This is a genomic window from Paenibacillus endoradicis, from assembly GCF_024721975.1.
Genome location: NZ_JANQBB010000001.1, coordinates 380,709 through 401,590, shown reverse-complemented (window position 1 = coordinate 401,590; position 20,882 = coordinate 380,709). Strand labels below are relative to the sequence as shown.

The following is a 20,882-nucleotide window of genomic DNA, read 5'->3' as shown; positions in this document are numbered from 1 at the left end:
ATTCTCATTATAATAATTAAAAAATTCTCCTTAAAAATGGAATGGATGTTTCGTTCATTATCCGCAAAAAACACCAATTTTAAGCTGAGTATATTAATCATTATAAAAAACAGACATCTGATCCCTCATTTCAAATCAACTATGCGATCAGTCGATTTGAAACCATTGAGGTATGCAGCGTCTGCTAGAGTGTGAGCATTAAGTTAATGATATAAAAACTTAGATTAGCTCCTTATAAAGTAAATCAATATGTGTCAGTCCAATTAGATATTTACTATAAACTAAGCTGTTTAATACGTGCGATCGCACGCTCTGTGTTCTCTCGACTACCAAAAGCAGTTAAACGGAAGTAACCTTCCCCGCATTGACCAAATCCAACGCCAGGTGTTCCCACAATATTAGCTTCACTCAATAAGTAATCGAAGAAACTCCATGAATTGTAACCTTCAGGTGTTTTCAACCAAATGTATGGAGCATTCACTCCGCCAAATACGGAAAAGCCAGCTTCACGTAGACCTTCACGAATCATTGCAGCGTTCGTCATATAATAATCCACTAGTTCTCTTATTTGCGCTTTGCCTTCTGTCGAATAAATCGCCTCTGCACCTTTTTGCGTTACGTAGGATACCCCATTGAATTTCGTCGTATGGCGTCTATTCCATAGTTCATTAACACTAACTGCATTGCCATTTACGTCGCGACCTTGAATTTCTTTTGGTACAACAGTATACGCACAACGGATACCAGTAAATCCAGCTGTTTTAGAAAAGCTACGGAATTCAATCGCAACTTTTTTAGCTCCTTCGATCTCATAAATACTATGAGGAACATTATCTTCTGTAATAAAAGCCTCATAAGCAGAGTCGAACAAAATAATACAGTCGTTCTCGATTGCATAATCTACCCATACTTTCAGTTCTTCCTTCGTTAACGTCATACCCGTAGGGTTATTAGGATAGCATAAGTAAATTAAGTCAACCTTTTCTGTAGGAAGGCTTGGTTTAAAATCATTTTTAGCCGAACAATCAAGATAGACAATTTTCTCATAACGACCGATATTGGTAATAAATGTACCTGCACGTCCAGCCATTACATTCGTATCGACATAAACAGGATATACAGGATCTTGAACAGCTACTATGCTATCAGTACTGAAAATTTCTTGAATATTACCAACATCACATTTCGAGCCATCACTTAAAAACACTTCATCTGTATTAAGTTCAACTCCGCGAGCTTTGTAATCATTCGCTATGATTTCATTAATTAAGAAGGAATATCCTTGTTCAGGACCATATCCTTTAAATGTTTCTACATTAACCATATCATCAACAGCAGCATGCATCGCTTTAATAACTGCTTGCGGAAGTCCTCTTGTAACGTCACCAATCCCTAGACTAATAACATCTGCTTGCGGATTTTGTTCCATATATTTCGTTCTGCGTTTTGCTACCTCCGAAAATAAATAACTACCTTGAAGTTCTAGAAAATGCTGATTCATTGTTGTCATACTCTATCACCGATCCTTTACATATCTTTTCCTTATGTATAAGGATATCGTAAATTAAACTAAAACATAATGCAGAATGTAATCAATTGTTTGTACATATTGCAGTTTTTAATTATATCGAAGATTTTATAATCCAAAAAAAGACTGCAGATAAACTAGAACTACTTCTAGTTTATCTGCAGTCTTATAATTTTCGATCTAACGGGATCTTAAATTTATTAGTATCTCATTAAAATCATCCGGTAATGGTACTTCAAACTGTAATCGTTCGCCTGTGCGAGGATGCGTGAAACCAAGAATACCAGCATGAAGTGCTTGTCCCTTTAACGGAATAGTTTTATTACGTCCATAGACAGGATCACCAGCTAATGGATAACCAATATACTTCATATGAACACGAATCTGATGAGTTCGACCAGTTTCTAGTTGTAACTCAACGATCGTGTAATCTCCACCAATTCGTTCAACAACTGTGAAGTGTGTAATAGCATCCTTCGCATTAACATCCGTAACCGTATATAGTTTGCGGTCGTTGCTATCTCTTCCAATTGGTGCATCAATGGATCCTGAATCATGAGGCATATTACCATGAACAAGTGCAGTATAGCGTCTTGTTACTGAATGTTCCTTCAATTGCTCCGCAAGAGAGACATGCGCCAAATCATTTTTGGCAACCATTAATAATCCTGTCGTATCACGGTCAATACGATGAACAATACCAGGACGCAATACTCCATTAATACCAGACAGATCTTTGCAATGGTGCATCAGCGCATTGACTAAAGTACCTTTAGGGTGACCAGGTGCAGGGTGTACAACCATACCACGTGGCTTATTAATGACAATGACATCACTGTCCTCATAAATAACTTCTAAGGGTATATTCTCAGCAATAATTTCTAAAGCTTGTGTTTCTGGTACTTGTACAGTTATAGTATCGTTTTCCTGAACTTTATAATTACTTTTAATAACAGTTCCGTTCACTTGTACATGAGCTGTTTTTATCCACTCTTGCACTTGAGTACGTGATATTGCTGCATTATCAATCGAATCTGTTACAAACTTATCGATACGTATTCCTTGAGACTCATCATTAGCGATAAACTCGTAATTCTCTTGTTGTTCTGTAATGTTACTCATTTTCTACGGCTACCTTGCCTTTCTTCTCTTCTTTCATACTTAGAAGTGTATCAAGCATGATAAGAATTACCCCTACGACTATTGCAGAATCTGCAACATTAAAAATTGGAAATGTATAACTACCAAAATTAAATTTGAAGAAGTCAACAACTTCTCCAAAACGTGCACGATCGATAAAGTTACCAACTGCTCCACCAAGTACTAGTCCTAATCCCGATAACAATAGTACGCTTCCGCTTTTACGAACGGATTGTGCATACCAAATAATTGCACCAACAATTACAATAGTAATTATTATAAAAAATACACGTTGATCTTGCAGTATTCCGAAAGCTGCACCACGATTTCGATGAGAAGTGATTAGAAAGAAATCACCAATCACACTAAACTGATCATATTCTTTCATGTTATTAACAATCCACTTTTTAGAGAAAAAATCCAAAATTAATACAACTACTGCAATAACATAATAATAAAATCGCATTCTCCCACTCCCAAAACTTTTCATTTACTTCACTGATTTTTACTTCATTGTGATGAAAAATTACTTCGAAAGCATAAGCAAACTTTTCATGTTCTTCACTGGCATTCATTTCATACAATTGAAAAGTTACTTCGAAAGCATGTACTAAAACTTTTCATGAACTGTCCGAAATAAGTGTAGCACATCCAACTTTTACAATCTAGTTTTACATTTCTTCTTCAAGATGGAGTTTATGATCTCTAATCCCAAAGATTGCTCGTACTGAAATGTACACAATGAGCAAACAATATAACCATTCCATAAACGAAATGGTGGTGCAATACGTGAAATCAACCCTTACATCGCAACAACTGCAACATTTCCGTTCAATACTACTTGAAGATAAAAACAGTATTATTCAGCAGCAACAAACTTACGCTGAAACATCTCCAATAAGTAGTCAGAGCAATATAGATGCTGAATTATCGATGTACGACAACCATCCAGCAGATCAAGCAACTGAATTATACGAACAAGAACGTGATCATGCTATTGCTCAAGGACAATTACGTCAACTTACACAAATCGATGATGCGTTGAATCGAATTGAAACAGGAAAATACGGACGTTGTGTGACCTGTCAAACTGCGATAGATATCGAAAGATTAGAGGCTATACCTGAGACGTTATATTGTCAGAATCATGCTAATGTCAATCAAGTTGTAGCACCTCAATACGAGTACGAACCACTATCATTCACCCAACTCAACTTTGACGACGAAGACTACACCGGATTTGATGGTGAAGACATGAGTCAAGCTTTGTGGGACTATGGAAATAGTAATTTGGCTCAGAACTCACAAATGCTTGATACGGAATTCGCAGCTGAAATCAATGAGGAGCTTCACGGTTATGTAGAGCCATTAGAAAGTTTTATAGCTACAGATATAACTGGGTCACATGTTCATATTGTGCGTAACGCTGCATATCAAGAGTATATGAAGGCTCATGAAGGCGATGAAGATTTGGAATTATTGTAATCTGTTCATTTATTCTATTTGCTTCTGTACAATTCTTACAATATCAGCAATATAATCACCGATAATCGGCAAGTTAAGTGCACCTAGTGCTTGCAATATCCAAACAACAAAGGTAGCAAAGAAAGCTAATCCAACGGCTGAGCCTACACCTCTAGCGATTCCCCCCATAAAATTACGCCACAATAATTTAAAGGGACGATTCATTAGGGTTACGTAATCAGCTATTTGTGTACGTTCAAGGTCATTCGTAACTTTGACTAGCCGTTCCTCTATTGCATCAAGAGATTTCTTTAACTTAGATAGCTCATCATCATCGGGTTTCGTCATTGTTACTCCTCCTTACCGTTTAGTTAATTTCAATTCAAAATTTTGAACTTTTAATAAAATAAGCCCGCTCGCCACCTAGGCAAGCGGGCCTTTATTAATATATCCTTATTCGTTAATGAAAATGCCTATCGATTTTTCACCAAGTTGTACTGTTTCCATACCCACTTTTTCAGCAAATGAAACAGATTGGACAAGAAGGTTATCTTGCAGCAACTGATCAAATTTTTGCAAAGCAGATTGCAATTCATTATCAACATGCAATACAAGATCGATACGTTTTTCAATTGGAAGGTCTAGTTTCTTACGTGTATCCTGTACGGCGCGAATAACTTCACGGACCCAACCCTCTTGTTCAAGCTCTTCCGTAATATCTGTATTAAGTGCCACAGTCACACCATTGCCTGATGCAGAAGCGAATCCTGATTTTGCTTTTTTCTCAACAAGCAATTCATCAAGTGTAACTTCTAACGTCTCACCTTCATCGGTCGTAAATGTATAGTTACCACTATTAACGATTGCACGCGTTTCTTCAGCAGACATTTCTTTAAGTGAATTTTGAATTGGAGAAACTTGTTTACCAAACTTGCGACCCGCTACTTTCAGATTTAACTTCAAGCTGAAATCAACAAAGCCACTGTCAGAATTTTGGACAACAATCGATTTTACATTGATCTCTTCTTTAATAATGTCTTCATATGAAGTAACTTCAAATTCACGATCTAGAGAAACGATTAGCTCTGAAAGTGGTTGACGAGTTTTAATTCCAGTCTCATTACGAACATTACGTGCAAGCTCTACAATTACTTTCGAGCTTTCCATGTCGCGTTCAAGCTCTTTATCGATTAAACTTTCATCTGCTACTGGATAATCGCCAAGATGAACACTTTCTCCACCACCAAGATTATTGTATACATCATCAGCTATCAACGGAGTATAAGGTGCGATCAATTGAGATAATGTAAGCAGTACATGGCGTAAAGTTTGATACGCAGCTACTTTATCGTCAGTAAGACCACTTCCCCAGAAACGATCACGCGAACGACGGATATACCAGTTGCTTAATTCATCAACAAATACTTCAATTGATTTCGCAGGATTCAAGAAATCATTTACTTCAAGACCTTTCGATACCGTTTGAATTAATGTATTCAGACGAGAAATAACCCAACGATCTAATTTATTGTTAGTAGCTACTGTTGTATGTTCTTCATGATTAAATCCATCGATTGAAGCATATAACGCGTAGAATGCATGAGTATTCACAATTGTATCAATAACTTTAGATTTCGCTTCAGCTACGATACCTTTTGAGAAACGTTTACTGTTCCAAGGTGCGCTGTCCGAAAGTAATGCCCAACGGAATGCATCAGTACCGAACTCTTCGATAATTTCCCAAGGATCAATTACATTCCCTTTCGATTTGGACATTTTTTGTCCGTTTTCATCAAGAATATGACCTGTAGAAAGAACTGCTTTATATGGTGCTTTACCATTGAACAGTGTAGAAACTGCTAATAAGCTATAGAACCATCCGCGAGTTTGGTCAATTCCTTCACAAATAATATCAGCAGGATATTGATCTTCGAATTTAGCATTGTCGCCAAATGGATAATGTTGCTGCGCAAATGGCATAGAACCGCTATCGAACCATACATCAATAACTTCAGACGTACGTTTCATGACCGCACCTTCAGCAAACGGACTCTTCAGTAAGATTCCATCTACATATGGTTTGTGTAACTCGATATCTTCTGGTACGAAGTCTACAGCACGCGCGCGTAGATCAGCTATGCTACTTGGCGCATACTGCTTGCCAGTCTCTTCACAAATCCATACGTTTAACGGTGTACCCCAATAACGATTACGGCTAATATTCCAATCCACTAAATCCTCAAGGAACTTACCAAAGCGACCTTCACGAAGATGGCCTGGATACCATTCTACTCCAGCATTGTTTGCAATCAATTGATCTTTTACAGCCGTTGTCTCGATAAACCAGCTTTCCGTAGCATAGTACAGAAGTGGTGACTTACAACGCCAGCAGAACGGATAGCTATGTTCATAACGTTCTTTAGAAAATAATAGTCCTTTTTCACTTAGCATTTTCACGATATCTACATCGCAATCTTTCACGAATCGACCAGCAAGGTCAGTAACCTCGTCGATGTAACGACCAGCATTGTTCACTACAGCTAACATACTAATACCATTAGCACGAGCAACACGGTAGTCATCTTCACCATGAGCAGGTGCGATATGAACGATACCAGTACCACTAGAATCACTTACAAAGTCACCTGGAATAACAACATGACCTTTTTCAATTGATACGTAGTTGAACGGAGGTAAGTAACTACGACCTACTAGTTCGCTACCTTTCAACGTACTAAGCACTTCGAAGTCTTCTTTCATAACTGACTCAACAAGGTTGGCAGCAACGATATATACTTCGCCATCTTTAGCTACTCGAACATAATCAAGCTCTGGATTAACTGCTAATGCTACATTCGCAGGCAATGTCCAAGGTGTTGTTGTCCAAGCAAGAATATATTCGACACTGTCCGTCAGTTTGAACTTAGCAGTAGCGCTCAAGTCCTTCACATCTTCATATCCTTGTGCAACTTCATGAGAGCTTAATGTCGTTTGACAACAAGGGCAATAAGGACTTACACGATGTCCACGATACAGTAGCCCTTTCTCATGAATTTTAGAAAGAATATGCCATACACTCTCAATATATTTGTTATCAAGTGTAATGTATGGGTTATCCATATCTGTCCAGTAACCAATCGCTTCTGTTAATTCACGCCATTGTTTCTCATATTCAAATACGCTGTCTTTACATTTCGTAATAAATTTCTCAACGCCGTATGCTTCGATCTCTTGTTTCCCTGAAATACCTAGTTGTTTTTCAACTCCAAGTTCTACAGGAAGACCATGTGTATCCCAGCCTGCTTTACGAATAACACGGTAGCCAGACATCGTACGATAGCGGCAAATAAAGTCTTTAATTACTCGACCAAGAACATGACCGATGTGCGGCTTACCATTCGCTGTTGGAGGACCTTCATAAAATACGAAATTCGGTTTTCCTTCACGATTTTCAATTGATTTCTTAAAAGTATCTTGTTCTTGCCATTGTGCTAATACACGTAACTCACGAGTACGTGCGCGTTCTTTAACGTCTACGCGTTGCATACTTTAACAGCCCCTCTCATTCTCAAAAAACAAAAATAAACCTCATCCCTATGGAAAGGGACGAGGTTAGTCGCGTTACCACCCTTGTTCCGCTCTGAAATAATCATGCATAAGCATAAATGATCAGAACGACACTTTGGTACGAATACTTGATTCGTATTCCTTATATCGGAGGAAAAACCGTCTACCCTTAGTACTTTTCCTTAGATAAGGTTCAGGATAGCTTCTCGGAGATGATATTTCATCTATGTCTATGCACCGAATTTCACCAAGCATCGGCTCTCTGAAGCAATACATACATGAACGTGTTCTCGTCATCGAATTACAAATATCAATGATTATAACAATATTTATAGCTGATTAAAAGCATAATGTCAATTGAAATATGCTTCAGGACTTTGAACTAAACATACTTAGATATATTAACATTACCTAAGTATGTTCAATTCTAGCTAACTTTATTCGTGAACAACAGCTTCAGGGCGATCCGATCTAAGCGTATCCCATGATTCTTCTGCTAACAACTCTAATTGAGCTTCAACAAGAGTACGGAACCTCGCGCGATAGATAGACGCTTGTTTTTTCAATTCATCCACTTCAAGTGAAACTTTACGAGATTTGTTCAAAGACTCATTAACGATTCGATCAGCATTTTTCTCGGCTTCTTTCACGATCAATTGAGCTTCTTTCTTTGCATTACTTCGAACTTCGTCTGCCGCTTCTTGTGCCACAATAATAGTTTTGCTCAGCGTATCCTCAATATTAGAGAAATGATTCAAACGCTCTTGTAATGTAAGCATTTGATTTTGCATTTCTTTATTTTCACGGATAAGTGCTTCATAATCTTTAATAACTAAGTCCAAGAATTCATTTACTTCATCCTCGTCATAGCCACGAAGTCTACGTGAAAACTCTTTATTATGTATGTCCAATGGTGTCAATGGCATTGGAGCACCTCCTATGGTCATTCTAATCAAACCAAACTGTCTAACTATGATATGAATCCATATTCGACAACGATAAGCAATTTCCTGCAAAATCTCTAAATAAATTTACTGATTTTTACACGAATTCTACCTTTTTTAGTAATACCGTCGACTTCAGAAACTTTAAACCTACCCAAACCTTTAATAGAAACTACATCTCCTTCTTTCAATTGCTTAGAAGGATCTTCTTCTGTTTTCCAATTCACCCGGCATCGCCCCGCCTTAATTGGATCAGCGATTTTAGTTCTACTTACTCGGTAAGCATCACTAGCAATGCCATCTAATCTTAACGACGCAACAGTAAAACTTAAATCTTCGAACTTAGCCACGACAGGTTGTAGTTGATCAATCGAAATGATATCAGTCAAAACATTTAGGCGATGTACTTGCCTAAACCCAATATCAAGAAATTGTGCCATTTCTGAAGTAACAACGATATGACAGAAATCATCATGCTGATGTATATCTCCTACTCGATCTCGCTTAATTCCTAACCCAATTAAAGCGCCAAGGAAATCACCATGATCTAATTCATGAAACTTGTCGCTTTGACTAGTGACTTGAAGCACTTTCAAATCTGAATCTTCATATTCCGCATCTCGGTAGTCAGGGACAATAATCGCACGTTTGCGTTCAGCAGCCTCGTAGCCACCATCGAATTTAATATTAACTGATCCTATCCGATTAGCTATCGTTGTCACAATAAATTGTTGTCTTGGATCTAAAAAATCGGTCCGTCTAAGCTCATGTAGCTCAGCGGACCGTTCTATCCATTCATGTGTGCGATCAACAAATGGCTTCTCTTCAGGATGGAAATGACTATAAAATCCGTCCTTCATATGCACTCACCTTTAATTTTATCAAGCAATTGAGTCGATGATGAACATTACACCAGATTGAATGAAGCGTAATGCGATAAAAGCCACGATTGGCGAGATATCAAGCATTCCTCCGATTGGCGGAATAAATCTACGGAAAATGGAAAGATAAGGCTCTACAATTTTCCCTAGAAATTGACCGATCGAACTGCTTCTTGCATTGGGAAACCACGACAATAAAATGTATGCAATGATCATGTAATTGTATACCGTAAATAATAAAGTTACGATATTTTTAATTTCATATAACAAACTTATGTCACCTCATTCTGTCTTCATTTATCTATCAAAATGTGCCAGTTCTGTAATAGAACCTTGTACTTCGACTGTCTCAGGAGCACATAAATAGATATTAGGCCCTAATTTAGAAATGGAGCCGCTAAGTGCGTACACTGTTCCAGACAAGAAATCTACGATACGTAAGCCAAGTTCACTTTGAACACGTTGTAAGTTTACTACAACTGATTTGCGATTACGAATTTCATCTGCAATTGCTTGTGCTTCATCGTAGCTTTTAGGTTCACATAATACCATTCGCGTATTTTTCTGAGTGTGTAGACTTACGACATTGTTACCAACATTAGAGAACTGTTGATTTCTAGATTGTTTACGTGATTCGAATGGATTCGTTTCAACTTCTTGATCATCATTTGTAGATACACGTTCACGTTCTGTTATTTCTTCTTCCTCTTGCAAACCAAAATAATTCATAAACTTGTTAATAACACTCATTATTCATCCTCCTCTGTTCCAATTAATACTGTTCCAAGCCGTACAAAGGTAGCTCCTTCTTCAATTGCAATTTCATAATCATTGGACATGCCCATGGATAGTTCAGTTACGGTACACTTGCCATTCCCTTTTGCAATTAACTCATCACGTAATTCTCTTAATTGGCGGAAAACTAACCTTGTCTCCTCTTTCTCAAGTTCAAAGGGAGCCATAGTCATTAGTCCAATTGGTAGTAAGCGTGGGTATTGTTGCAACTGTTCCAAAAATAGCGATACCTCAGCAGCACTCATTCCTTGCTTCGACTGCTCTCCAGATACATTAACCTGAATAAAGCATTTGACGGTTACATCTAACTTTTCAGCCTGTTCCTGAATAGCACTTGCTAATGAAAGTCGATCTAAAGAATGAATGTACTGAAATTTACCTACAATATCCTTCACCTTATTACGTTGCAATGTTCCAATAAAATGCCATGTTGGAGTTGCTTGTCCAGCTCCTGTATGTTCATGTATGTAATCCCATTTGTCTTTTGCAGTTTGCCAGCGGTTTTCGCCTATATGCAACACGCCTGCTTCCACAGCTTCAACGGTTCTAGCTACGGAAACATACTTTGTTACTCCAATGACATTTACGGTACCTGATTGTCTGCCAGCACGAGAAGTAGCTTGAGCTATTGTCTGCTGCACATGATGTATTCGATCCTTTATACTCATTCATAGATCACCTTTCTCGATAGGCCAATCCAACTAGCCATTCTACCTGTTAATCCATTCTCCACACGATGACTAAAGAACATATCTGTCCTACAGCCAGTGCATAAATTACTTAATTCGATATGAGTCGGCAATATTCCTGCTTTTATCATAATCTGTCGGTTCATTTCTTTCAAGTTAATATGAGCCTTTTGCGAAGAAATAGGCTTAATTACATGGTCTATCGAACATTCCTGTAGTTCAAGCCTTTGCCATAACGCTACAAATTGCTCTACAACATAATGATCTACTTCATAGCAGCATTGATCTATCGATGGACCAATCGCAACCATAAGCTGATCTGGCTCTGTTCCAAAGTTTAATTTCATCGCTTCAACCATCTCTATTGCAATTGCCGAAGCTGTTCCTTTCCACCCTGCATGTGCTAAACCTATTGCTTCGTGAACAGGATCCCAGAATAATAAGGGTACACAGTCCGCATAAAATGAAGTCAACAAAATGTCAGGCACGTTAGTTATCATTCCATCTGCACCTTGAAGTGCATCTGACATCGTTAGTCTACCGCGTCCACGATCTTCAGTTGTCACTTTAACAACTATATTCCCATGTACTTGCTGGGCATTCGTCCAAGCATCAAATTCCCAACCAATACTATCAGTTAATAATTGTCGATTGCGAACGACTGCTTCTACCTCATCATTAACATGTAATCCTATATTGAAAGAGGCATATGGCTTTTCGCTATAGCCCCCCATTCTTGTCGTAAATCCCGATGTTAAGTGCTCACATTGCATCATCCATTTTTGGAGTAACAATTGATGTGATGCTTGACTAGCAACAAATGGTTCCATCTCGCTCACCTTCCGTCATTTCTTTATGACTTTAAGTGTAACTTGTTAGATACGAGCATGCAAATCTTCCTCCTCTGTTCGAATTGATCTCGTTTCTTCCATTCGTACAAGGACGACATCTGTACCGATTTTCACAATATTACGCCAAGGAATGACAATCTCCGAACCGGCTGTACCAAATATACCGAACATGCGTTGAACTTGAGGAATAACAATCGAATCTATCTTCCCTTGCCGTAAATCCAATTCAATATCACTAATATGCCCAAGCTTTTTACCGTCTACAATATTAATAACATCTTTGGATTGGAAATCAGATATTTTCATAATACTCATCCGCCCCTTTTACAAGCTATGATCGTTTAGTATATGTATGAAAAAGTTAAAGTATATCCGACTCTAAAGCAAATCCAAATAGAATTTCAACGTTATAATGTAAATAGAAAAAGCTGTTTCAAGATCCATTGATGAATTAGCCGTAACAATATGTATTTACAAGTACATATTGTTAAAACTCCATTCACTAATAGTCTCAAAACAGCTGTGGAAGTCAATAATTATAGTTTATGCATTAACATATTTCTGCATTTGTTGAATTGCTGATTTTTCTAGTCGAGATACTTGTGCCTGTGAAATCCCTATTTCGTCTGCTACTTCCATCTGAGTTTTTCCTTCAAAAAACCTCATAGATAAGATCATTTTTTCACGATCATTCAAGCGATGCATTGCCTCACGTAATGCAATCTCTTCAATCCATGTTATATCTTTATTCTTCTCATCACTAATCTGATCGAGAACATAAATCGGATCGCCACCGTCATTGAAGATAGGCTCGTACAAAGATACAGGGTCTTGAATTGCATCTAATGCAAAGACGACATCCTCCTTTGGAACATTAAGCAGCTGTGAAATTTCCATTACTGTCGGTTCGCGCGCAAATTTATTCGTCAAACTATCTCTCGCTTGCAAAGCTTTATAAGCGATATCACGCAAACTCCGTGAAACTCTGATTGGGTTATTATCGCGTAAATACCTTCGGATTTCACCAATAATCATCGGAACAGCATAAGTAGAAAACTTCACGTTTTGACCTAGATCAAAGTTATCAATGGCTTTCATTAAGCCAATACAACCGACTTGAAATAAATCGTCAACAAATTCGCCCCTGTTATTAAAACGTTGAATGACACTTAAAACTAATCTTAGATTTCCATTTACTAATTTCTCTCTCGCTCCCCATTCATTACGAGTTTGTAGACCAGTGAATAATTCGCGCATTTCAACGTTTGTTAGGACTGGTAGCTTAGCAGTATCCACGCCACAGATTTCAACTTTATTACGGGTCAATATCATTACCTCCCAAGGAGAAACATTATTGATCATTATCTCCTTGGGGAATGATTTTATTCCTGTTTTGACAATTTGCGACAAGATTCAGCGACTACTAATTGGATGTGAAAGTGCTTTTTTCACTGTCATTATGCATTTGAAAACGCTTAATAAGTTGTGTGATTTTCCTATAATTGTATTTAAAATCATATTCAGATAAGGTAGGATCCATGTTGAATTTCAAGATAACCGTACACAGTTCTCCGGGATTTAATCGTTTCCAAGCCCATATCATCCCATGTTTATGTTCTTCACTAATATAACTAACATTAGAAAGTACTTCTCGACCACCCGCAGCAAGGATAAAATGGTTACTCGAAATTGATCCTTCATATTTTCCAGTATTTTGTACATTTGTTTTTATAACAACTGATTGTTGATCTATTTGCAACTCGATCAATGAAAAGGTTAGTTGAAAGCTCAAATAGCTTAGCATAATTGGCTCTGTAGAAGTCATGATAGTAGGCATAAGCTGAAATACACACCCTCCCTGCCACATATTTTTGGATTACACATATCTATAAGGTTCAAATCGTTCGTATGACAGTTCCGAGAAACTATTACGATGCAATACTTCATCATCACATGCGAACATTTTGAAATTCCTGCTAATAGCGTATGCTTTTCACCCCAAAACGTACTGTGGTTGTCTAGGTTATTATCATGTATTTTAGAGCATTTTATTAAATTCTTTTCGTAACCGCTTAATAATTCGTTTTTCTAGACGAGAAATATATGATTGTGATATTCCTAACATATCTGCAACATCTTTTTGTGTTTTTTCTTCGCCATCTGCAAGACCAAATCGTAATTGCATAATAATTCGTTCGCGATCAGAGAGCTTCTCAAGTGCTTTTTGAAGTAATTTACGATCAACTTGCTCTTCAATATTGCGATATATCGTATCATTTTCAGTGCCAAGCACATCAGATAAAAGTAATTCATTACCATCCCAATCAATGTTCAGTGGTTCATCAAAAGATACCTCTGATCTCGTCTTAGAATTTCTTCTCAAATACATTAATATTTCATTTTCAATACAACGAGAAGCATAAGTAGCTAGTTTAATTTTCTTTTCTGGATCAAATGTATTTACTGCTTTAATAAGACCTATCGTACCTATAGATACAAGATCTTCAATATTAATACCAGTATTTTCGAACTTACGGGCAATATATACGACTAGACGCAAATTACGTTCAATTAAAATCGTACGGATGCTACCATCACCAGAAGGTAATTTGAGGAGCAGATATTCTTCTTCTTCTCGTGTTAATGGTGGAGGTAATGCTTCGCTACCACCAATATAGTAGATCATCTCATCCTTGAGCCCTAACTTTAACATCAACCGATAAAAAGAAATTTGTGCCAACAACTTATACTTCAGCATCATAGTTTGTTCCTCCTAAAACTTTTCATTGGCTTCAAGACATAACTTCATTGGAATGAAAAGTTACATCGGAAGCATAGACTAAAACTTTTCATTGGCTTCAAGACATAACTTCATTGGAATGAAAAGTTACATCGAAAGCATAAACTAAAAATTTACATTAGCAGCTTAAAGTTCTCATTAACCTACCTGCGTTACTTAGTTATCAAAGTCCACAAGTGGGCTTTCAGAACCGAGAAGATGGAGCTAATTTTCGGAAGGAGGAAACGCAAGTGTACGTTATTGGTACATGCGTACCGGACTTCCGAAATTCGCTTCATATTCGACGCCGACTACGCTACAACGCATACTCATCGTTATCAAAGCCCACTGACCATTGAGGGGTGGATTATCGCCTGATACGACCCATCCCCACTCAACTGACCTCCATCAAAGCCGATAAGCACCTTGACGCTTTCAAAGCTCTTACCTTCATGATTGACTTTCACACAATCAGGCTTTACTGCTAATAGAAATTGTGAACCTTTATTCACACCCCGAAAGGGGATTATTCTAATTCGATCTTGCCATTGAAATTGGAGTTGCTCATCAGATAACAACATTAAAGCATCGTTCGTTTCTCCTTGCTGTAAAGCTTTCAAAAATTTAGCGGGCAACGCATCTTGCAATCTTGATACTTCGATAATCATAACTGGATATTTCGTAAGGGGATCATACAATTGATTTCCAGTATCAATTAATCCAGTACATGTGAATATTTGACCGTCGATATCTACCTCTACATCAGCAAGATGAGTCTCCATCAGTTGATGCTTCTTTTTACTTCTGACAAAGTTAGAAAACAAAAAAAGAGCAATTGCGAAACTAGCAAACAGATAAAAAATTCCAATATGTAGCTTCGTTGTTACCGTCCCACCAATAAACAGTACATTTGCCCATACTTCTTGTGAGCTTCTCATAAGTAGATAGTATAGTGCCATCATCCCTCCAGCTGCTACAAAACTAACGATATAGAAGCTTACAATATCTCGCAAAAAAGATTGTAATGAATAATAGCCGAATGTAATGTATATCATGAGTAGAGAGACAAATAGCTTAATCGAAATATGGTACAGGGACGACAGACTAGGAAAGACCATTGCCATTGTATATAACGCTCCGACAGAGCCAGCAAGTAGCACACGCCAAGCCTTAGGCTTAAAACCTCGTATCCAACCTGTTGTTAACAATAATACCCCATCTACTAATAATTCTCGCAGCAGCAGAACGTCTAGATATACCTTCATGTAATACCTTCCTTCAACTACAATGAAAATACATACTTCCTGTAGTACCAAGCGATTACTTCTAAAACAGTATATTGGATATATACTCCAAAGTCTGTCTGTTTATGTCAGCATTGGAGTTCTATTTTTGTCGGAAAAAGTGGTCATTACTAGATTACTAAACTAGAAAAAGGGCTATACACTTACATCACTGTAAGAGTATAGCCCTTTTATATGTTTATACTAAGTTGTTATTTGCGACGTAGAAAAGCAGGAATTTCTAAATCATTAGAAAGGTTTGTACCAATAGGCTTCGTCGCTTGAGACTTTCCCGCTTCACCAGCATCGTTACCTTGACCAACTTGACGACGAGGTGCTGCTTCGGCAGGTTTTGCTTCAAAACCTGTCGCAATAACAGTTACTTTAATTTCTTCTTTAAGATCTTCATCAATGATCGCACCGAAAATCATGTTTACATCTGGATCAGATGCAGAAATAACAATTTCAGCAGCTTCATTCACTTCATATAATGATAGATTGCTACCACCAGTAATATTCATAATTACACCACGAGCTCCATCGATAGATGTTTCAAGTAATGGACTTTGAATAGCTTTACGAGCAGCTTCAGCAGCACGATTCTCACCAGATGCAATACCAATTCCCATAAGTGCAGAACCACGCTCAGTCATAATCGTCTTCACATCTGCAAAGTCAAGGTTAATTAGACCTGGAACCATGATTAGATCAGAGATACCTTGGACTGCTTGACGTAGTACGTTATCTGCTTCACGGAATGCTTCAAGCATTGGAGTTTTCTTATCTACGATTTCTAATAGACGATCATTAGGGATGACGATTAGTGTATCTACTTTTTCTTTTAACGATTCGATTCCATGTTCCGCTTGTGCAAAACGTTTACGACCTTCAAAAGTAAATGGACGAGTAACTACACCAACAGTTAAAGCGCCGCACTCGCGAGCAATTTCAGCAATAACAGGGGCTGCACCAGTACCTGTACCACCGCCCATACCAGCTGTAACGAATACCAAATCGGCACCTTTTAGCTGATTAGCAATAAGATCACGAGACTCTTCAGCAGCTTTTTTACCTACTTCAGGGTTTGCACCAGCACCAAGACCACGAGTAAGCTTATCACCGATTTGCAGTTTGTGCTCAGATTTTGCTAGGTGTAATGCTTGCGCATCAGTATTAACAGTTATAAAATCTACACCTTTTACACCATTCTCAATCATACGGTTAACCGCATTACTACCGCCGCCACCTACACCAATTACTTTTATTTGCGCTAGTGATTCTAGTTCTAAGTCAAATTCCAACATCTACACGACTCCCCCGTCAAATAAATTCCTGAAACATATTTTTAATGCGTTCTAACATTCGGGGTTTTGACGAAGCTGGAGAATTTCCTTTACGACTAACAGCCTTCTTCGTAGTGCTAGCTCCTCGTACACCCATGTACTTTGATACGTATTGTATCATTCCTACCCCACTGCTATAAGAAGGATCTTTTACTCCAATATAATCTGGTAAAGCTATTCTTACATTGTTTTCTAGTTCTGATTGTGCTAATGCTAGTGTACCTGGAAGAGATACTGATCCTCCCGTTAATACATATCCATCAACTTTATCACCATAACCAAGTGCATGAACTTCCTGCTTAATAAGCTGGAATATTTCTTGCATACGAGGTTCGATAATGCTAGCTAAATCTCTTTGTGAAAATTCTTTTTCTACATTACTACCCATGCGTGTAACTTTGAATTTCACTTCATCAGCTGCATCATCTGCAACAGCACAACCAAATTTTAGTTTTATTTTCTCTGCATGATCTGTTTGTGAACGCAATCCATAAGCGATATCGTTTGTAACAAACTGACCGCCAATTGGCAATGAAGAAATCGCACATATACCACCATCTTCATAGATAGCAATTGTTGTAGATCCACCACCGATATCAACGAGTACAGTACCTGCTGACTTTTCATCTTTAGATAATGTCATTACACCTGACGCAAGTGTTAAAAGAATAACGCCATTAATTTTTAGCCCTGCTTTATCGACACATCTAACTAGATTATGTACAGAAGATTTGGCACCAGTAATAACTGTAGCTTCTACTTCTAAGCGAACACCTATCATTCCACGCGGATCTGAAATTCCTTCTAGTCCATCTACTACATACTGCTTAGGTACGAGATTAATTATTTCACGATCTGGGGGTAAGGTTACTACCTTGGCAGCTTGAAGTACACGATCGATATCTTCCTCACCGATTTCGCGATCTTCATTAGAAACTGCAACTACTCCATGATTCGTTTGTACACCAATATGACTACCTTGGATACCAACATAAACCTCTGAAATTTCAATATCTACCATACGTTCGGCATGCTCAATCGCATTTTTAATAGATTGAACCGTTTGATCAATATCTACAATAGCACCTTTACGAATGCCTTCAGAGTCTGCTGTACCAACACCAATGATATTAATGGCTCCATCACTTACTTCGCCAATTATTGCTCGTACTTTGGATGTACCGATGTCCAAACTGACAATTATGTCACCGTTGCTCATTGCGCGGCACCTCCGTTTCAATAAATATTTATAGTTGTAATGAATGAGTTTAGTTATTCGTTTTTGCACTAATAGGTAAATAGTCTACTTACATTCTATTCAACACTATTTGCACTTTCCCTCTTTTTTCAACAATTTTTTCAGATATTTATCAAAAAAAAGGAAAAGTTCATGAAAATATGAAATAGAAATCTAGTTCAACTAGACATAAAAGTTACTATAAACTCATAAAAATAAATTAGACAACTAAAATTTTACCACTCTTTACTCTAGTTGAGTAGAGTCTTTTTACTCAGTTTCAGTATTTTCCATATCTTCTCTGTTAAATGGTTCATACGTATCTGCAAGTAATAAGGTTAGCTTACCTGGTGCTTGTGTTTCAATAACGCCATTCATCGCTTCTACCTTCTCGCGTATTAAACTTACAGCTGTAGTAACTTCGAACTTTGTGCGTGTATATATTAAAATTCGATCTGGGAAAGCAACGGAAGGAATAGGTGCGATCTCAGATATGTCAGCGAGCAAAGTTGAATTAATAGAAGAAAGTTGCTTCATTAATTCATTTTTATATGGATCATTTTTACTCCATCCGGTTAATATAGGTTTGTCCATTATTTGTAGGCGATCATTGTTTGTTTTAATACTCGCTCCACTAGCTAATAAAGCAATTAGTTCGCCTTTGTCGTCAAATTCAAAAGCCACTACACTATATTCTGTAACAGCAATTTTGATTATCCCTGGAAAATGCTTAGTAACTACCGCTTTATTAATGGTGTTTAAAGTTTTGACATTGTTTTCAATCTCTTCCGCAGAACTGAACACGAAAGAATCCCCTACTTTTAGACCTGCTGCATTCATAACCTCTGTACCATTTACAAATTGGGTACCAGTGATTTGCACTTCCGTAATTTTACTTAACGTAGAATTAAAAAATACAATAGATAAAATAGCAAGAAATAAGATAACAATAATTGCAATTAATTTTTTATTTCCCTTTTTTTTCGGCTCTGGCTCTTTGAGCACTGGCATTTGAGATTGCATAAACTTGTCCACTCCTTAACACAACGCGGCCTCCTCATCGGTGATGAGGAAGCCGATTATCATTCCAACGATTACTGTGCATATGTTTCGTTTTTGGATAATGCAGTTAATCTCGTAATTCTAGCCCCTAATAACGTTAACATATCCTCAATTCGATCATAACCACGATCAATATGGTGAATTCGCTCTACGATCGTTCTCCCTTGTGCTGCAAGACCAGCAATTACAAGTGCTGCACCCGCTCGAAGATCAGTCGCCTCAACAGTAGCACCATATAAACGAGGCACTCCTCGAATATAGGCTGTATTCATATCTACTCGAATATCAGCGCCCATACGAGCCAGTTCATCTACATGCTTTAATCTGCCTTCAAAGATATTTTCTTTCACTACACTGACACCATCTGAGAGTGCAAGCATAACCATCATCTGTGATTGCAAATCAGTAGGGAAAGCAGGGTAAGGTGCAGTAACAATCTTCTCTACCGCTTTGCTTCTGACTCTACTGTCAACTTTTATTATATCACCGTCTACTTGGATTTGAATACCTGCTCGACGCATGACATGAATTAAAGAAGTTAGATGACTTGGTTGCGTTTTGTGTAATGTAATTAGTCCACGAGTTGCCGCTGCAGCAATCATTAGTGTTCCTGTAACAATTCGATCTGGAATGATACGATGCTCACATGATTGTAGCCGCTCTACACCATCGATTGTAATCGTATCTGTACCTGCGCCGAGCACTTTAGCACCCATTGCATTAAGGAAATGTTGCAAATCTTGAATCTCTGGCTCTCTTGCAGCATTCGTAATCGTTGTTCGACCATCCGCTAGCACCGCTGCCATCATAATATTCTCAGTAGCACCTACGCTTGGGAAATTCAGATGCACATCCGCACCCGTTAGTTTCTGTGCACTGCAAATAATAGAATTTCCTGTTTCCTCAATTTGCGCACCTAGTGCCTTCAAGCCGTCTAGATGAATATCGATCTTCCGTTCGCCAATCGCGCAGCCGCCTGGTTGATAAACTTGAGTCTTTCTGTACTTTGCAAGTAGTGGGCCCATGAGAAAAATTGATGATCGCATTTGCTTCATCAACGATTCTGGTACATGTGAAGCAGAAGCCTGCTCCGTGTCAATGATAATCGTACTTCCCTTATGCTCAACTCGACATCCTAATTCTCGCAAAATATGGATCATCACTTCAATGTCAAGTAAATGAGGAACATTTTCGAGCACGGTCGTTCCTTCAGCCAGCAGACTGGCAGCCATAATCGGCAGCACTGCATTTTTCGCGCCTTGGATTACAACAGTTCCTGACAGAGGTTTGCCGCCCTCAATCACCAATCTGTCCAATGT

At 38.0% G+C, this 20,882-nt stretch carries 21 protein-coding genes and 1 other annotated feature; of the genes, 1 reads left to right on the top strand and 20 read right to left on the bottom strand.

The annotated features are described in order from the left end of the window. Positions 1–274: 274 nt before the first annotated feature. The 3 genes from NV377_RS01720 to lspA form a co-directional block, all read right to left on the bottom strand. A complete protein-coding gene (locus tag NV377_RS01720; protein ID WP_258199452.1) occupies positions 275–1,510 on the bottom strand; it encodes an LL-diaminopimelate aminotransferase in 1,236 nt (411 codons plus the stop codon). A 198-nt stretch (positions 1,511–1,708) separates the two neighbouring features. Continuing rightward, positions 1,709–2,650, bottom strand: a complete 942-nt coding sequence (locus NV377_RS01715; protein ID WP_258199451.1) for an RluA family pseudouridine synthase — start codon at positions 2,648–2,650, stop codon at positions 1,709–1,711. Next, a complete protein-coding gene (gene lspA, locus NV377_RS01710; RefSeq protein ID WP_258199450.1) occupies positions 2,643–3,134 on the bottom strand; it encodes a signal peptidase II in 492 nt (163 codons plus the stop codon). Before lspA ends, NV377_RS01715 begins: the two co-directional genes overlap by 8 nt. A 323-nt stretch (positions 3,135–3,457) precedes the next feature. Here lspA and NV377_RS01705 point away from each other — a divergent pair, with 323 nt between their 5' ends. Next, the gene (locus NV377_RS01705) at positions 3,458–4,153 is read left to right on the top strand and encodes a TraR/DksA C4-type zinc finger protein (protein WP_258199449.1); all 696 of its coding nucleotides are present in this window, start codon (positions 3,458–3,460) and stop codon (positions 4,151–4,153) included. Between the two features lie 9 nt (positions 4,154–4,162). On the opposite strand, the gene NV377_RS01700 is transcribed toward NV377_RS01705, so the two are convergent. The 17 genes from NV377_RS01700 to murA all read right to left on the bottom strand — a co-directional run bounded on the left by NV377_RS01700 (position 4,163) and on the right by murA (position 20,879). Beyond that, complete coding sequence (locus NV377_RS01700) at positions 4,163–4,480, bottom strand: DUF5665 domain-containing protein (protein WP_258199448.1); 318 nt, start codon at positions 4,478–4,480, stop codon at positions 4,163–4,165. Between the two features lie 105 nt (positions 4,481–4,585). Then, positions 4,586–7,678 (bottom strand): isoleucine--tRNA ligase, encoded by a 3,093-nt coding sequence (gene ileS, locus NV377_RS01695; RefSeq protein ID WP_258199447.1) that lies wholly within the window; start codon positions 7,676–7,678, stop codon positions 4,586–4,588. 53 nt (positions 7,679–7,731) lie between these two features. Beyond that, positions 7,732–8,005, bottom strand: a binding site (T-box leader). A 131-nt stretch (positions 8,006–8,136) separates the two neighbouring features. Then, positions 8,137–8,625, bottom strand: coding sequence for a DivIVA domain-containing protein (locus NV377_RS01690; protein WP_258199446.1), 489 nt, complete (start codon positions 8,623–8,625; stop codon positions 8,137–8,139). A gap of 95 nt (positions 8,626–8,720) precedes the next feature. Continuing rightward, complete coding sequence (locus NV377_RS01685; protein ID WP_258199445.1) at positions 8,721–9,503, bottom strand: YlmH family RNA-binding protein; 783 nt, start codon at positions 9,501–9,503, stop codon at positions 8,721–8,723. 21 nt (positions 9,504–9,524) lie between these two features. Further along, positions 9,525–9,794 (bottom strand): YggT family protein, encoded by a 270-nt coding sequence (locus NV377_RS01680; RefSeq protein WP_258199444.1) that lies wholly within the window; start codon positions 9,792–9,794, stop codon positions 9,525–9,527. Positions 9,795–9,821: 27 nt separating this feature from the next. Next, entirely contained in the window at positions 9,822–10,274 is a 453-nt protein-coding gene (locus NV377_RS01675) for a cell division protein SepF (RefSeq protein WP_258199443.1), read from the bottom strand. Beyond that, positions 10,274–10,987 (bottom strand): YggS family pyridoxal phosphate-dependent enzyme, encoded by a 714-nt coding sequence (locus NV377_RS01670; RefSeq protein ID WP_258199442.1) that lies wholly within the window; start codon positions 10,985–10,987, stop codon positions 10,274–10,276. Before NV377_RS01670 ends, NV377_RS01675 begins: the two co-directional genes overlap by 1 nt. Next, on the bottom strand, positions 10,984–11,838 hold the full coding sequence (gene pgeF / locus NV377_RS01665; RefSeq protein ID WP_258199441.1) for a peptidoglycan editing factor PgeF: 855 nt from the start codon (positions 11,836–11,838) through the stop codon (positions 10,984–10,986). The genes NV377_RS01670 and pgeF overlap by 4 nt, the downstream gene beginning before the upstream one ends. Before the next feature lie 45 nt (positions 11,839–11,883). After that, the gene (locus NV377_RS01660; RefSeq protein ID WP_258199440.1) at positions 11,884–12,165 is read right to left on the bottom strand and encodes a YlmC/YmxH family sporulation protein; all 282 of its coding nucleotides are present in this window, start codon (positions 12,163–12,165) and stop codon (positions 11,884–11,886) included. A 237-nt stretch (positions 12,166–12,402) separates the two neighbouring features. Continuing rightward, positions 12,403–13,185, bottom strand: coding sequence for an RNA polymerase sporulation sigma factor SigG (sigG, locus tag NV377_RS01655; protein WP_258199439.1), 783 nt, complete (start codon positions 13,183–13,185; stop codon positions 12,403–12,405). A 97-nt stretch (positions 13,186–13,282) separates the two neighbouring features. Beyond that, positions 13,283–13,696, bottom strand: coding sequence for a hypothetical protein (locus NV377_RS01650; protein WP_258199438.1), 414 nt, complete (start codon positions 13,694–13,696; stop codon positions 13,283–13,285). A gap of 201 nt (positions 13,697–13,897) precedes the next feature. Next, positions 13,898–14,620 carry an RNA polymerase sporulation sigma factor SigE gene (gene sigE, locus NV377_RS01645; RefSeq protein WP_258199437.1) on the bottom strand — a complete coding sequence of 241 codons (723 nt, stop codon included), beginning with the start codon at positions 14,618–14,620 and terminating at the stop codon, positions 13,898–13,900. A 356-nt stretch (positions 14,621–14,976) separates the two neighbouring features. Further along, positions 14,977–15,903, bottom strand: a complete 927-nt coding sequence (gene spoIIGA / locus NV377_RS01640) for a sigma-E processing peptidase SpoIIGA (protein WP_258199436.1) — start codon at positions 15,901–15,903, stop codon at positions 14,977–14,979. A 230-nt stretch (positions 15,904–16,133) separates the two neighbouring features. After that, positions 16,134–17,225 carry a cell division protein FtsZ gene (gene ftsZ, locus NV377_RS01635; RefSeq protein WP_258199435.1) on the bottom strand — a complete coding sequence of 364 codons (1,092 nt, stop codon included), beginning with the start codon at positions 17,223–17,225 and terminating at the stop codon, positions 16,134–16,136. A gap of 16 nt (positions 17,226–17,241) precedes the next feature. Next, a complete protein-coding gene (gene ftsA / locus NV377_RS01630; protein ID WP_258199434.1) occupies positions 17,242–18,483 on the bottom strand; it encodes a cell division protein FtsA in 1,242 nt (413 codons plus the stop codon). Positions 18,484–18,771: 288 nt separating this feature from the next. After that, positions 18,772–19,524 carry a cell division protein FtsQ/DivIB gene (locus NV377_RS01625; RefSeq protein WP_258199433.1) on the bottom strand — a complete coding sequence of 251 codons (753 nt, stop codon included), beginning with the start codon at positions 19,522–19,524 and terminating at the stop codon, positions 18,772–18,774. Between the two features lie 71 nt (positions 19,525–19,595). Continuing rightward, entirely contained in the window at positions 19,596–20,879 is a 1,284-nt protein-coding gene (gene murA, locus NV377_RS01620) for a UDP-N-acetylglucosamine 1-carboxyvinyltransferase (protein WP_258199432.1), read from the bottom strand. Positions 20,880–20,882: the final 3 nt, after the last annotated feature.